Origin of the sequence: Vibrio sp. FE10, assembly GCF_030297155.1 — a bacterium.
GTDB lineage: Bacteria > Pseudomonadota > Gammaproteobacteria > Enterobacterales > Vibrionaceae > Vibrio > Vibrio apostichopi.
Window position 1 is genome coordinate 3544362 of the sequence record NZ_AP028067.1, and the last position, 13998, is coordinate 3558359.

Here is a 13998-nt window from a genome sequence, read left to right on the forward strand (position 1 = left end):
CCAAGTTGGACAATCTTAAATAATCTCAGCTTGGCCAAAATGAGAGAACACAATTATGACTAAGCAAACTGTTGTTGTTGCACTCGGCGGTAATGCCCTACTTCGTCGCGGTGAGCCGTTAGAAGCCGATGTTCAACGCCGTAATATTGAAACCGCGGTGAAAACCATCTCTGAAATCGCGAAAGTATACAACGTGGTGTTAGTGCACGGTAATGGCCCACAAGTTGGCTTACTTGCTTTGCAAGGTTTGGAATACAAAAAAGTAAATCCGTATCCGCTGGATGTATTGGGCAGTGAAACTCAAGGCATGATCGGCTACATGCTGATGCAAGAGTTCAAGAACTACCTGCCTGATCGCAACATCTCATGCATGTTGACCCAAATGACGGTTGATCCAAACGATCCTGCCTTTGCGGATCCAACTAAGCCGATTGGCCCGATCTACGAAGAAGCAGAAGCGCGTGAGTTAGCAGAGAAATTCCACTGGATCGTAAAACCTGACGGCCAACATTTCCGTCGCGTAGTTCCAAGCCCACGCCCTACCGGCATTGTTGAACACGAAGCGATCACCCAGCTTATCGATGCGGGTCACCTTGTGATTTGTACTGGCGGTGGTGGCATCCCAGTGAAAAAAGAAAATGGCAAATTAATCGGTGTTGAAGCGGTTATCGACAAAGACATGTCAGCGGCTTTCTTAGCAAAACAATTGGATGCAGATGCACTGCTTATTCTGACTGATGCTGAGGCTGTGTACCTTGATTGGGGCAAACCAACTCAACACGCGCTGCGCAGCACAACACCAAGCGAATTGGCGAAGTTCACATTTGATGCAGGCTCAATGGGGCCAAAAATTGAAGCATCGTGCGAATTCATTAAGCAAGGCGGCAAAGTAGTGGGTATCGGCGCACTCGAAGATGGTTTGCAAATCCTGCAAGGCCAAGCGGGCACCAATATCACCAGAGGTTAACGCACTAGCGAGCTTTATCATCTTGAAAAACTTAAAGCTTGAGAAGCTTAAACCTTGAAAGCCTTAGACCTTGATAGCTTTTAAAGCTTGCGAAAACAGAATTAAACGAACAAACAGAACCGAACAAATTTAACTAAATATTGAATCGCGCTTTCTTGAATTTTCTTTCCCTGTAACAAGGAAGCGCCTAAATCTAAAAAGGAATACATCATGGCTTTTAACCTACGCAATCGTAACTTCCTAAAACTACTAGATTTCACTCCACGCGAAATTCAACACTTGTTAGATCTTTCTATGGAGCTAAAAAAAGCGAAGTACAACGGTTACGAACAGCCAACACTGACTGGCAAAAACATTGCGCTTATCTTTGAGAAAACCTCCACTCGTACTCGCTGCGCATTTGAAGTAGCGGCATTCGACCAAGGTGCTCGAGTTTCTTACTTAGGCCCATCTGGCTCTCAAATTGGCCACAAAGAATCAATGAAAGATACGGCTCGCGTTCTTGGCCGTATGTACGATGGCATCGAATACCGCGGCTTCGGTCAAGAAATCGTTGAAGAGCTAGGCGCTTACGCTGGCGTACCAGTATGGAATGGCCTGACTGACGAATTCCACCCAACACAAATTCTTGCTGACTTCCTAACTATGACGGAATACGGCCGTGGTAAACAACTGCATGAAATCAGCTTTGCTTACCTAGGTGATGCTCGCAACAACATGGGCAACTCTTTGATGGTTGGTGCTGCGAAAATGGGCATGGACATTCGCCTTGTTGCTCCAAAACAATTCTGGCCACAAGAAGAACTACTAGCTCAATGTCGTGAAATTGCAGAACACACGGGCGGCAAAATCACGCTAACAGAAGATGTTCAAGAAGGCGTGCAAGGTTGTGACTTCCTGTACACCGACGTTTGGGTATCCATGGGCGAAGCGAAAGAAGCATGGGCTGAGCGCATTAACCTAATGATGCCTTACCAAGTCAACATGGACATGATCAAAGCGACAGGCAACCCACATGTGAAATTCATGCACTGCCTACCGGCTTTCCACGGTGAAGACACCACTGTTGGCAAACAGCTTGCTGCTGAATACCCACAACTAAAAGACGGCGTGGAAGTAACAGATGAAGTGGTTGAATCTGAATACTCTATCGTGTTCGATGAAGCAGAAAACCGTATGCACACCATCAAAGCAGTAATGGTTGCGACATTAGGCAGTTAATAAGCTGAACAACTAAGAATCTAGGTAGCTAATAATCTAAATAGTTAAGCACTCACTTGTTCATAAGACATTAACAAGTTAAGTGCAGTAGCAGGGAAATGCGGGTGGCATACTTGGGGTTTAACCCTTGGATAAAGCCCGCATTTTTTTTCATTCGATTGAAGAGATTTTTGCCCAAAAAAACACAAGTTTTTCAGTTTCAACAAAGGCTTAAATGGAAGTTAAAAACGGACGTTATTTCGCATAAAAATCCATTAAATGAATACTTTACAGAAAGTATTGCATGGCGTTTTTATCTGAGTATAATCCTCCGCAATTTGTCTTAAGAGAGCAAGAAATGAACTGCAATTTTGTCGCACATGATTGTCAAACTACACGTCCGAGAGTGGCGTTGGTGTCATTTTTATTTTGCTCTATTGATCGTTTCGAAGCCTCCTATTTTTTAGGGGGCTTTTTTTTGTCCGCAATTTGACTGTATGCATAGAAGGAAGACCCGTTATGGCGCATTCGTTATTTAACAAGCACATCATCTCCATACCTGAGCTCACTCGTAATGAACTGGAGCTTATCGTCGACACCGCAGCAAGGCTCAAGGCAGAGCCAAACCCAGAGTTGCTGAAAAATAAAGTCGTTGCGAGCTGCTTCTTTGAGCCTTCAACTCGAACTCGCCTGTCATTTGAAACCGCAGTTCAGCGCCTTGGTGGCACGGTCATCGGCTTTGATAATGGCGGAAACACATCGTTAGCGAAGAAAGGCGAAACGCTTGCCGATTCAGTGCAGGTTATTTCATCTTACGTCGATGCCTTTGTGATGCGTCACCCACAAGAAGGCGCAGCACGTTTGGCCTCTGAATTTTCGAATGGGGTTCCAGTGGTAAATGGTGGCGATGGAGCGAACCAACACCCGACTCAAACCTTGTTGGATCTGTTCTCGATTTACGAAACGCAAGGCACGCTCGATAACCTCAATGTGGCGTTTGTCGGCGATCTAAAATATGGCCGTACCGTGCACTCATTGACGCAAGCGCTGTCGAAATTCAATAACGTACGATTCTTCTTTATCGCGCCAGAAGTATTAGAGATGCCAGATTATATCTGTGAAGAATTAGAAGAGATGGGTATCCAATACAGCACCCACACCAGCATTGAAGAAGTCGTGCCTGAACTGGATGTTCTGTACATGACTCGCGTACAGAAGGAGCGCTTCGATGCGTCGGAATACGCGCACATGAAGTCGGCTTACATCCTAACCGCCGATACATTGAAAGACGCACGCCAAAACATGAAAGTACTTCACCCACTACCACGTGTCGACGAAATCACCACCGACGTCGATAAAACGCCACACGCTTACTACTTCGAACAAGCTGAAAACGGTGTATACGCTCGCGAAGCCCTATTAGCCCTAGTTCTTAACGACACTTTATAAGCAGGAGAAACAGTCATGGTTAAACAAACTCAGCTACAAGTAGAAGCGATCCGTAACGGCAGCGTGATTGACCACATCCCTGCTCACCTTGGGATTAAAATCCTTAAACTGTTTAAGCTGCACAAAACAGAACAACGTATCACCATGGGGTTAAACCTGCCATCATCAGCGCTCGGCAACAAAGACCTGATCAAGATTGAGAACATCTTTCTGACCAAGGAACAAGCCAACCAATTGGCTCTGTATGCGCCGCAAGCCACAGTCAACCAAATTGAAGAGTACAAAGTGGTCAACAAGCTAACCCTTGTGCTGCCAGAGCAAATCAACAGTGTGTTCGCATGCCCAAATAGCAACTGTATTTCACACGGTGAACCGGTCGAAAGTAGCTTTAAAGTGCAGCTAAAACACGAAAACGTACAGCTAAAATGTCACTATTGTGAAAAAGTATTCTCTCGCGAGATCATGAGTGAAATTCGCTAACCCTTAGCGCCATTACCTCCGCAATAAAAACCTTTAATTATTTATGGATATTTATTCCCAACACGGAATAAATATCCATTTAACCAAAGAATAAAACTCCACAATAAAAGCAATTAACCAGAATTTTGTTTGGTGATCGCCTTCAAAAAGATAACTATCCTTTAGTGGTAGACTCAATGCATAGATGATCATACATCTCGCATACCCTTCCTTCTCTACTTCGAGATTCATCGGTAAGCCTAATTAATAATCGTACTCTACGGCTTTGGGAGTGCGCTCGGCGCTATGGACAAGCGATATCCACAGTTTGACCTTAAGGAGTTGTTCATGAACGAAATCACTGAGCACGGTTGCTTGTATTCAGCTGAAGATAAAACACTGACTGCCGCGTGCAAACGCTTACTACAACAACAAAGCTTCTCGACCCAGAATCAACTGCGAGAGAAACTCGTCGACATTGGCTATACGGGCATTAGCCAATCGACCGTATCTCGCATTTTGTCACAGCTTGGCGTTGTCAAAATCCAGAACGCCTGTGGCAAAAAGGTGTACTGCATCACCGTTGAAAGCGCGCCAGTTCGTGTCGATGCGTCCATCTCATCGCAGATCGAATTAATTACTCATAACCAAGCGATGGTGATAGTAAAAACTCACCCAGGTTGTGCACAGTTAGTTGCGAGATTGGTTGATATAGACCCACATACCGAGATTATCGGCACTGTTGGCGGCAACGACACCGTGTTAATTATTCCAAAAGACACAACCAATATTGATGCTTGTGAACAAGTGGTCAAAGCACGTTTGGGTGTTGCCTAAATGTCTCTTTGGCAAAGGCTGACAACTCATGTTGAGCTGCTGACACTCTCTCGACTGCCCCAGAAAATTGCTCACCCGCCCTAGCGGATATTTGTTTGCCAATGAAACTAATCACAAACTATTACGGTCTGATTGAGTTAAGATACCTTTAACTCCATTTTGATGACTAAATAGTATGCGACGACTTGCCACATTACTTTTTGTTTGTATTTCCCTATTCACCCAGCCTGCGTGGGCGCTTTTTGGAAATGACAACGCCGAGCCAAGCTTCGGAGGCAATAACAACGGTTTTGTCCCTGTAGACCAAGCTTTCCCTTTCAATTACTACCAGCAAGACGGCAAGGTGCTTCTCGACTGGCAAGTAAAAGAGGGCTACTACCTTTATCAACATAGCCTCTCTTTCAGCGGTCAAAACCTCGCGATCGGCAATGTTGAAATGGAAGACGGCCAACCACACCAAGATGAATTCTTTGGTGAGGTGAGCATTTATACTCAGCCGTTATTCGTGCAAGTTCCTCTCCAGAGTTACCAAGATGGCTCACAGCTAATCGTTAAGTATCAAGGCTGTGCAGATGCTGGTTTCTGCTACCCACCAGAAACTCGCGTAATCGACATTGAACCCTTTACAGGTTCAAGCGACTCTCTAGCTAATGCAGCATCACAAGGCTCATCGGCTGCAAACAATGAGACCGATGTTTCAACGCAACAAACCTCTCCGAAAGCTGACGTTGCAAGCAACGCAACGCCGCAACCAAACGCGCCAGTTTCAAAAGAAGCGAACCTAGCCGATAAGCTGGGTGACAGTTGGTGGACACCATTATTATTCTTAGCACTCGGTGTTGGCTTAGCCTTTACGCCGTGTGTTCTGCCTATGTACCCAATCCTAACGGGTATCGTATTAGGTGGCGGCAAGCTCAGCCAAGGTCGTGCGCTGATGCTGTCTTTCATCTACGTGCAAGGCATGGCGTTAACCTACACCTTATTGGGTTTAGTGGTTGCCTCAGCGGGTATGCAGTTCCAAGCAGCCATGCAACATCCTTATGTATTAATTGCGTTGAGCATTCTGTTCGTGGCGTTAGCCATGTCGATGTTTGGCGTTTATAACCTGCAACTTCCAAGCAGTATCCAAACTTGGCTTAACAATCAAAGTAACAAGCAACAAGGTGGCAATACCTTGGGCGTGTTCGCGATGGGTGCTATCTCTGGCTTGGTGTGTTCACCTTGTACCACGGCTCCATTGTCGGGTGCGTTGCTGTATGTGGCTCAAAGTGGCGACCTATTAACGGGTGCGATTGCTCTGTATGCCTTAGCGATGGGTATGGGTATCCCGCTGATCTTGGTTGCGGTGTTTGGTAATAAGCTGTTGCCGAAAGCGGGTAGCTGGATGGATAAAGTGAAGATCGTATTTGGCTTTATCTTACTGGCAGCCCCTATCTTCCTACTAGAGCGTATTATCCCTGAATTATGGGCAACCGTGCTTTGGTCTGGCCTTGGTTTCATCGCCTTTGGTTGGCTTTACCACAGCAAGAATGCACTGCCATTCGGTGGCTGGAAGCAAAGCGCAGTCGGCATCATCGCGATGCTTGGCTTGTTTGCTTCCGCACAGCCTGCGTTGAACTATTGGTTTGCGGAGAAGAGCATAACGCTAGAGCAACAGCATATCCAATTTGCACGCATCAACACCGTTGAAGAGCTAGAGATCCAGCTCATCGAAGCGAAGAAACTAGGCAAGCCAGTGATGCTCGATTTCTACGCCGATTGGTGTGTCGCATGTAAAGAGTTTGAGAAGTACACCTTCCATCAAGCTGATGTCGAGAACAAGCTTTCTGATTTTGTACTGCTTCAGGCAGACGTAACGAGAAACATGCCTCAAGACATTGAACTGCTTAAACAATTGCAGGTGCTTGGCTTACCAACCATTGAGTTCTGGGACGGCAAGGGTAACCATGTTCCAAATGCTCGTGTCACCGGTTTTATGCCTGCAGATGTATTCTTAAAACACATGCAAGACCACCAGCTATAACGACGACATTCGTCTAAATACAAGCACGAACGAAAGCCGCACCGCCCCTCCGTAACGAGATGGCAGTGCGGCTTTTTTGCTATTCCGAGTAACGCTTTCTTATTCAGGGGATAAAAGTCGATATGGTTCAGACTTTTAATGCATAGATATTGTCCACATACTCAATCAGGATGATAATAAATATTAACTAAATTGTTAAAAGTATGAACGTCATGGACTCGACCTATACCATCATCATTGCTGATGACCACCCTCTCTTTCGCAACGCCCTGTTTCAGTCAGTTCATATGGCGATCAGCGGTGCGAACCTGCTTGAGGCTGATTCTCTCGATGCCTTACTGACTCTACTAAAAAAAGAAGATGAACCTGACTTGTTGCTGCTCGACCTTAAAATGCCGGGAGCAAACGGGATGTCAGGCTTAATTCAACTACGTGCTGAATATCCAGATTTACCGATTGTGGTGATCTCAGCCAGCGAGGATGCCAGCGTTGTTACTCAAGTGAAGAGCCACGGTGCCTTTGGCTTTATTCCTAAGTCGAGTGATATGCGTGAATTGGTCAGTGCACTGAATCAAGTGCTGAATGGCGACCCGTTCTTCCCTGAAGGGCTTATCACCAACAATGCAGCCTGTAGCGACCTTGCGGAAAAGCTTTCCACACTGACGCCTCAGCAATACAAGGTGTTAGGGATGCTTTCAGACGGCCTGCTGAACAAGCAAATCGCGTATGAATTGAATGTTTCGGAAGCGACCATCAAGGCACATATGACAGCCATCTTCCGTAAACTGGATGTGAAAAACCGAACTCAGGCAGTTATCTTGTTACAAGAAGTCCACAACTAAGCTTCGTTTATATCTTCTTCTAAAGTCGTCTTAGGCAAACATAAACCCAGCTTGACGACTTTATGATCATCTATCTCAGCGACCACCCAATTAATGTCATGCCACTCGAAGCTATCGCCCAATACTGGATGCGCACCTAACTCTCGTTCAGCCAATTGTTTTAGGGTCATGTCGCGCTCTTCTTCCGAGCCAAGTTCAATACCATAGCAGTCACTAACAGCTGCAATTGATAACCCAACCTCAAGGAAGAAGTCACCAAAGAATCGAGCTGCGTCTTCTGCTAAAGGTGCTTCACTGAATAGCTCACTTAAGCTATCTAGGTCTTTATCTTGTCCAAGCACACAGAGAATATCGTTCGCCTCTAACACAGTGCTACCCGATGGGTGAAGCAAAGCATCTTTTCTAAACAGTGCCGTAATTCGCGTCCCTTCAGGCATAGACAAACGCTTAAGCGGTTCACCAACACACCACTTTTCCTCTTTCAGCTTGTAGACAAACATCTCCCACTCACTGGTCGGATAAATCTCCATGCCGTTACGAGAAATCGGTGTTGGTGTCGGTGGTAAGGTCACCTGAGCCAACCTCGCCACTTTCATCAAGCTACCGCCCTGAACAATCAGCGAAACCATAACCACGAAGAAGGCGATGTTGAAGTAAAGTTGGGCATTAGGCAGGCCAGCCATCATCGGGAACACCGCCAAAATGATCGGTACAGCGCCACGTAAACCTACCCAAGAAACAAACCAACGTTCTTTGGTGGTAAAGCTTCTGAACGGCAGTAAACCCAACCAAACAGACAACGGGCGAGCAAACAAGATCATACCGAAAGCCAATGCTAACGCAGGAAGTGCAATGTCCATCAATGTCGATGGCGTAACCAATAGCCCCAGCACCAAGAACATCACGATCTGGCTTAGCCACGTCATGCCATCAAGAACATTAAGGATAGAGTGTCGAGAGCGAGTTGGACGATTACCAATGAACAGACCGACTAGGTAAATCGATAAGATGCCACTACCACCAAGCATGTTAGAGAACGCAAACAGAGCCACGCCCCCGCTGAGCACCAGAATCGAGTAAAGGCCATCGGCCAGCTGCACTCGGTTAATTAGACTCCATAGAACCCAACCGCCACCAATACCAACAAGGGTGCCGATACCAAACTGCATCGCGAAGCTTTTGAGTAGGAAGTTCATTCCCATCTCGGCATCTGGGGTGCCCAGTAGCGCAATTAAAGTCACTGTCAGGAAGACCGCCATTGGGTCATTGGTACCGGATTCGATCTCTAGGGTTGAGCCAACACGTTCATTGAGGCTCTGCCCTTTCAACAAAGAAAATACCGCAGCCGCATCGGTCGAACCAACGATAGCGCCAACCAAAATGCCCTGCATCAATGACAGGTCAAACAGCCAAGCCGCCATTAAGCCCGTTAGGGTTGCAGTACATGCGACACCTATCGTCGCCAGCGAGAGCGACGGCCAAAAAGCGACCTTAAAGCTCGCGACCTTAGTTCGCATACCACCATCAAGCAAGATCACAGCAAGCGCAAGGTTACTCACCAAGTAGGTCAGCGAGTAATCATCGAAATTAATACCACCTGGGCCATCTTCGCCCGCCAGCATACCAACGAACAAAAAGATCAAAAGAATCGGAACGCCCAATCGCGAAGACACTTGCGAGAAAAGCACACTGATGGCGATCAGTACGGCACCAGTCAGAAATAAGTGATTTATGGTTATTGCGTCCAATTCGTTCCCCCAAAGAATAAAACCCGAGCTTTAAGCCTGTTGATCTTTTGCAACTAGCTTGTTGATCTTCTGCCGTTAAGCAAGGCACGGCCGAAGAAAGTACCTCAGTTACTATAACAAACTTATGTTTCGCATCGTGTCATAGACAGGACTAAATACAGTTTCTCGGTCATTTAGTTGTTAAATTTTATGACTCGCACTCTAATTCATCCCTTTTTGTTAGACCTTTGGCTAATTTAACATCATTGCAACATCACGTTTTTCTATGGTTCTGTCTCCTAGCTCCCATATTTCAGTACATTAGCGCGAATATCGTCCCGACTAAAGTTGCACAGATCCCTTGACTTATCCTTGCTACATTCTAAATCGTAACATTACATTAACACGCTATTTTACAAAAACGGTTTCACAAAACGGTTTCTACGAAAACGGAATAAAGGAGAAGGCAATGGCGTTCGAATCTACGGAACATGCTCAAGCCTACTGGAAGGAAAACTTGGGAATAATGGGAACACTACTCGCAATATGGTTTGTGGTGTCTTATGGCGCTGGCATCTTATTTGTGGATGTCCTAAATACCATTCAATTTGGCGGATTTAAGCTAGGTTTTTGGTTCGCTCAACAAGGTTCAATTTATACCTTCGTGGCGTTGATATTTATTTACGTTGTTCGCATGAATAAGCTGGACAAAAAATACAACGTACAGGAAGACTAGAGGCTAGAACATGGATATTCAAACTTGGACGTTTATTCTCGTCGGTATTACTTTTGCAGTATATATCGGCATCGCAATCTGGGCTCGCGCTGGAACAACCAGTGAATTCTACGTTGCTGGCGGCGGCGTACACCCAGTAGCAAACGGCATGGCAACAGCCGCTGACTGGATGTCGGCAGCATCATTCATCTCAATGGCAGGTATCATCTCATTCGTTGGTTACGACGGTGCGGTTTACCTTATGGGTTGGACAGGTGGTTATGTACTACTTGCGCTATGTTTAGCACCTTACCTACGTAAGTTCGGTCAGTTTACGGTTCCTGATTTCATCGGTGAACGTTACTACTCGAAAACAGCACGTATGGTAGCGGTATTCTGTGCAATCTTCGTATCATTTACGTACGTTGCAGGCCAGATGCGTGGTGTTGGCGTTGTATTCTCTCGTTTCCTAGAAGTTGATATTAACCTAGGCATCATCATTGGTATGGGTATTGTGTTCTTCTACGCAGTGCTTGGTGGCATGAAAGGCATCACTTATACGCAGGTAGCTCAATTCTGTGTCCTCATTTTCGCCTTCCTTGTTCCAGCAATCTTTACCTCAATCATGATGACAGGTAACCCACTTCCACAAGTTGGTATGGGCTCGACTCTATCAGGTACCGATGTATACCTACTTGATAAACTGGATGGACTAACAGAAGAACTCGGATTTACCGCCTATACCGAAGGTAACAAGAGCATGGTAGATGTATTCTTCATCTGTGCAGCTCTAATGGTAGGTACTGCTGGTCTTCCACACGTAATCATTCGTTTCTTCACGGTACCAAAAGTACGTGATGCTCGTATCTCAGCAGGTTGGGCACTACTGTTCATCTCATTGCTATACACAACAGCACCAGGCGTTGCAGCATTCGCTCGTGTAAACATGATCGAAACAATCAACGGCCCTGACATGCAAGGTGTCGCAGCAGTAGACGCACCAAGCTGGTACAAAAACTGGGAAAGCACTGGTCTAGTAGGTTGGGAAGATAAGAACGGCGATGGCAAAATGTTCTACTCGGGCGATGAACGCAACGAGATGAAGATTAACCGTGACATCATCGTACTGGCTTCTCCAGAGCTAGCAAAACTACCAAACTGGGTTGTAGCACTACTTGCAGCAGGTGGCCTAGCAGCCGCACTATCAACAGCCGCAGGTCTACTATTGGTAATCTCAACGTCGATTTCACATGACTTGTTGAAGAAAGGCTTCAGACCGAACATGACCGACAAGCAGGAGCTATTAGCCGCTCGTTTGGCCGCCATGGTCGCGATTGTAGGTGCAGGTTACTTAGGGATTAATCCACCAGGTTTCGTAGCTCAGGTAGTAGCGTTTGCCTTCGGCTTAGCCGCAGCATCCTTCTTCCCTGCCATCATCCTAGGTATCTTCTACAAGAAGATGAACAAGGAAGGCGCAATTGCAGGTATGTTGTCAGGTATTGCCTTCACAGCAAGCTACATCATCTACTTCAAGTTCATTAACCCAGCAGCAAGCACACCGGAAAACTGGTGGTTTGGTATCAGCCCAGAAGGTATCGGTACGCTAGGTATGTGTCTAAACTTCGTAGTATCAATTGCAGTGAATAAAGTGACAGCTGAAGTACCACAAGACGTACAAGAGATGGTTGAATCTATCCGTTACCCTAAAGGTGCAGGTGAAGCTCACGACCACTAAGCAACAAAAAAAGCCACTCATAAGAGTTGCGACACAATAAGATAAATCAGTACTTACATTGTAGGGATTAGGTACTGATTCTAAGAAAGCCGATACTTTTTGTATCGGCTTTTTCTTTTGTCCTCACATTTTATAAAAAGACAAAATAAGGGTTGTGTTTAAATCTTCATTTGATAATAATTATCATTAACATCCAATAAAGAGATGCAAATAATGATGAAAGAGCAGCAGGGTCTCTATTCGAGGTTTTACAAAGCACAAGATCGCTTTGCTTCATTAGAGCAAGTTCAAGGCCATGAGCCGTTTGTGATTCGAGACTACATCGAGTGCGCACTAACGCTTTCCGCTTACTATGAAAAGCATGCCGCCCAAGAAAATATCTTGTTGTGTGAGTTGTACCTGCGCCAAGTTTTCTTCCATTTAATTGAAGCTATTGAGTCTCCTGACCGCAGTTTCACCTTTCGTCATATCTGCCTAGACTCTATTCACTCTCCACTGTTTTATTTGAAACGCCACTATTGCCAGCAGCCTCAAGGCCAAGCGCGTTTTTTGAATCTCAGCCAAACATTACAACAAGTCCAAGCCCCACTTGGCTAACAAGGATAGAACATGACCCTACAATTTCGGATTGAAAAAGACAGCATGGGCGAAGTGAAAGTACCTGCCGATGCGCTATACCAAGCACAAACTCAACGTGCCGCAGATAACTTCGCGTTCAGTTCACACAAGATGCCAACCAGCTTCATTCAAGCACTGGCGTTAATTAAACTGGCCGCCGCCGATACTAATGCTCAGTTAGGCTTGTTAGAAGGTGATATTGCCAACGCGATAGCCGAAGCCAGCCAAGAGATCATCGATGGCAAACACCTCGAGCAATTCCCTATTGATGTTTTTCAGACGGGTTCTGGCACCAGCTCTAACATGAATGCCAACGAAGTGATTGCGACACTCGCCTCAAGAAGTTTGCAGGGTGACGTGAATCCGAATGATCACGTAAACATGGGGCAAAGCAGTAACGATGTAGTGCCAACAGCAATTCAAGTCAGTGTTGCTCTGATGGCAGAAAACAAGTTGTTGCCAGCGTTAACCCATCTTTCTGCAGCGCTCACTGTAAAACAACATGAGCTGGCTAAAGTAGTCAAAACTGGCCGTACTCATCTAATGGATGCGATGCCGATTACCTTTGCTCAAGAGCTTGGTGGTTGGAAATTTCAGATTGAACATGCCAAGCAAGCGATAGAAAGCAGCTTGCCAGCAATCAAGGCGCTTGCTCAAGGTGGCACAGCGGTTGGTACGGGGATCAATGCCGACCCACGCTTTGCCGATAAGTTTGCGAGTAACCTGTCTCAATCAACAAAGATCAGTTTTACCTCGAGTGAAAACTTCTTTTTTAACCTCAGCAGCCAAGACGCGATCGTCGCATTGTCTGGTCAGCTTAAAACTGCAGCAGTTGCGATCATGAAGATCTCAAACGATCTTCGCTGGATGAATTCAGGGCCATTAGCTGGCTTAGGGGAGATTGAGTTGCAGGCGCTACAACCGGGTTCATCGATCATGCCTGGCAAAGTGAACCCTGTAATTCCAGAAGCAGCTGCAATGGCGGCAGCTCAAGTGATTGGTAATGACACCACCATTACGGTGGCTGGGCAGTCTGGCAACTTCCAACTGAATGTGATGCTGCCTGTGATTGCTCATAACGTGTTAGAAAGCATAGAACTGTTAGCCAACAGTTCAGTCGCATTGGCTGATAAAGCGATTGCTACCTTCACCGTGCGCCAAGACAATCTTGATTTAGCACTTTCAAAAAATCCAATTCTGGTGACAGCACTCAACCCTGTGATTGGTTACCTAAAAGCGGCGGATATTGCTAAGAAGGCTTGCCGATTCTTGATGTTGCAGAAAGAGAAACTGATCTTAGCCGAGAAGAACTTAGCACGCTGCTTGATCCAACCACACTGACGCAGGGTGGTATTGCAGGTTAGTGAATCAGTGAACAAGAATTAACGCTCCTTACCGAAACAAAAAAGGCCTCATCCGAGGCCTT

General features: G+C 46.0%; 11 protein-coding genes and 1 pseudogene. 11 read left to right on the plus strand and 1 reads right to left on the minus strand.

Features of this window, described 5'->3' with window-relative positions; genetic code table 11:
- Window positions 1–55 precede the first annotated feature (55 nt).
- From arcC to QUF19_RS15965, 7 genes are all read left to right on the plus strand, one after another.
- A complete protein-coding gene (gene arcC / locus QUF19_RS15935) occupies window positions 56–967 on the plus strand; it encodes a carbamate kinase (protein ID WP_286294939.1) in 912 nt (303 codons plus the stop codon).
- Between the two features lie 210 nt (window positions 968–1177).
- On the plus strand, window positions 1178–2188 hold the full coding sequence (locus QUF19_RS15940) for an ornithine carbamoyltransferase (RefSeq protein WP_004729719.1): 1011 nt from the start codon (window positions 1178–1180) through the stop codon (window positions 2186–2188).
- Window positions 2189–2686: 498 nt separating this feature from the next.
- Complete coding sequence (gene pyrB, locus QUF19_RS15945; protein ID WP_017073751.1) at window positions 2687–3616, plus strand: aspartate carbamoyltransferase; 930 nt, start codon at window positions 2687–2689, stop codon at window positions 3614–3616.
- A gap of 15 nt (window positions 3617–3631) precedes the next feature.
- Window positions 3632–4096: an aspartate carbamoyltransferase regulatory subunit gene (pyrI, locus tag QUF19_RS15950; RefSeq protein WP_004729721.1), complete on the plus strand. Its 465-nt coding sequence runs from the start codon at window positions 3632–3634 to the stop codon at window positions 4094–4096.
- A 327-nt stretch (window positions 4097–4423) separates the two neighbouring features.
- Window positions 4424–4912, plus strand: coding sequence for an arginine repressor (locus QUF19_RS15955; RefSeq protein ID WP_102438442.1), 489 nt, complete (start codon window positions 4424–4426; stop codon window positions 4910–4912).
- 175 nt (window positions 4913–5087) lie between these two features.
- Window positions 5088–6935, plus strand: a complete 1848-nt coding sequence (locus QUF19_RS15960; RefSeq protein ID WP_286294947.1) for a protein-disulfide reductase DsbD — start codon at window positions 5088–5090, stop codon at window positions 6933–6935.
- Window positions 6936–7147: 212 nt separating this feature from the next.
- The gene (locus QUF19_RS15965; RefSeq protein WP_012604978.1) at window positions 7148–7777 is read left to right on the plus strand and encodes a response regulator transcription factor; all 630 of its coding nucleotides are present in this window, start codon (window positions 7148–7150) and stop codon (window positions 7775–7777) included.
- Here the strand turns inward: QUF19_RS15965 and QUF19_RS15970 are convergent.
- Window positions 7774–9525 (minus strand): potassium/proton antiporter, encoded by a 1752-nt coding sequence (locus tag QUF19_RS15970; RefSeq protein ID WP_286294950.1) that lies wholly within the window; start codon window positions 9523–9525, stop codon window positions 7774–7776. The genes QUF19_RS15965 and QUF19_RS15970 overlap by 4 nt on opposite strands.
- Before the next feature lie 448 nt (window positions 9526–9973).
- On the opposite strand from QUF19_RS15970, the gene QUF19_RS15975 reads away from it, so the two are divergent.
- From QUF19_RS15975 to QUF19_RS15990, 4 genes and pseudogenes are all read left to right on the plus strand, one after another.
- The gene (locus QUF19_RS15975) at window positions 9974–10240 is read left to right on the plus strand and encodes a DUF4212 domain-containing protein (protein WP_004729726.1); all 267 of its coding nucleotides are present in this window, start codon (window positions 9974–9976) and stop codon (window positions 10238–10240) included.
- 10 nt (window positions 10241–10250) lie between these two features.
- A complete protein-coding gene (locus tag QUF19_RS15980) occupies window positions 10251–11954 on the plus strand; it encodes a sodium:solute symporter family protein (protein ID WP_286294953.1) in 1704 nt (567 codons plus the stop codon).
- 213 nt (window positions 11955–12167) lie between these two features.
- Window positions 12168–12551 carry a hypothetical protein gene (locus QUF19_RS15985; RefSeq protein WP_286294955.1) on the plus strand — a complete coding sequence of 128 codons (384 nt, stop codon included), beginning with the start codon at window positions 12168–12170 and terminating at the stop codon, window positions 12549–12551.
- 12 nt (window positions 12552–12563) lie between these two features.
- Window positions 12564–13936, plus strand: a pseudogene (locus QUF19_RS15990) (class II fumarate hydratase).
- Window positions 13937–13998 lie beyond the last annotated feature (62 nt).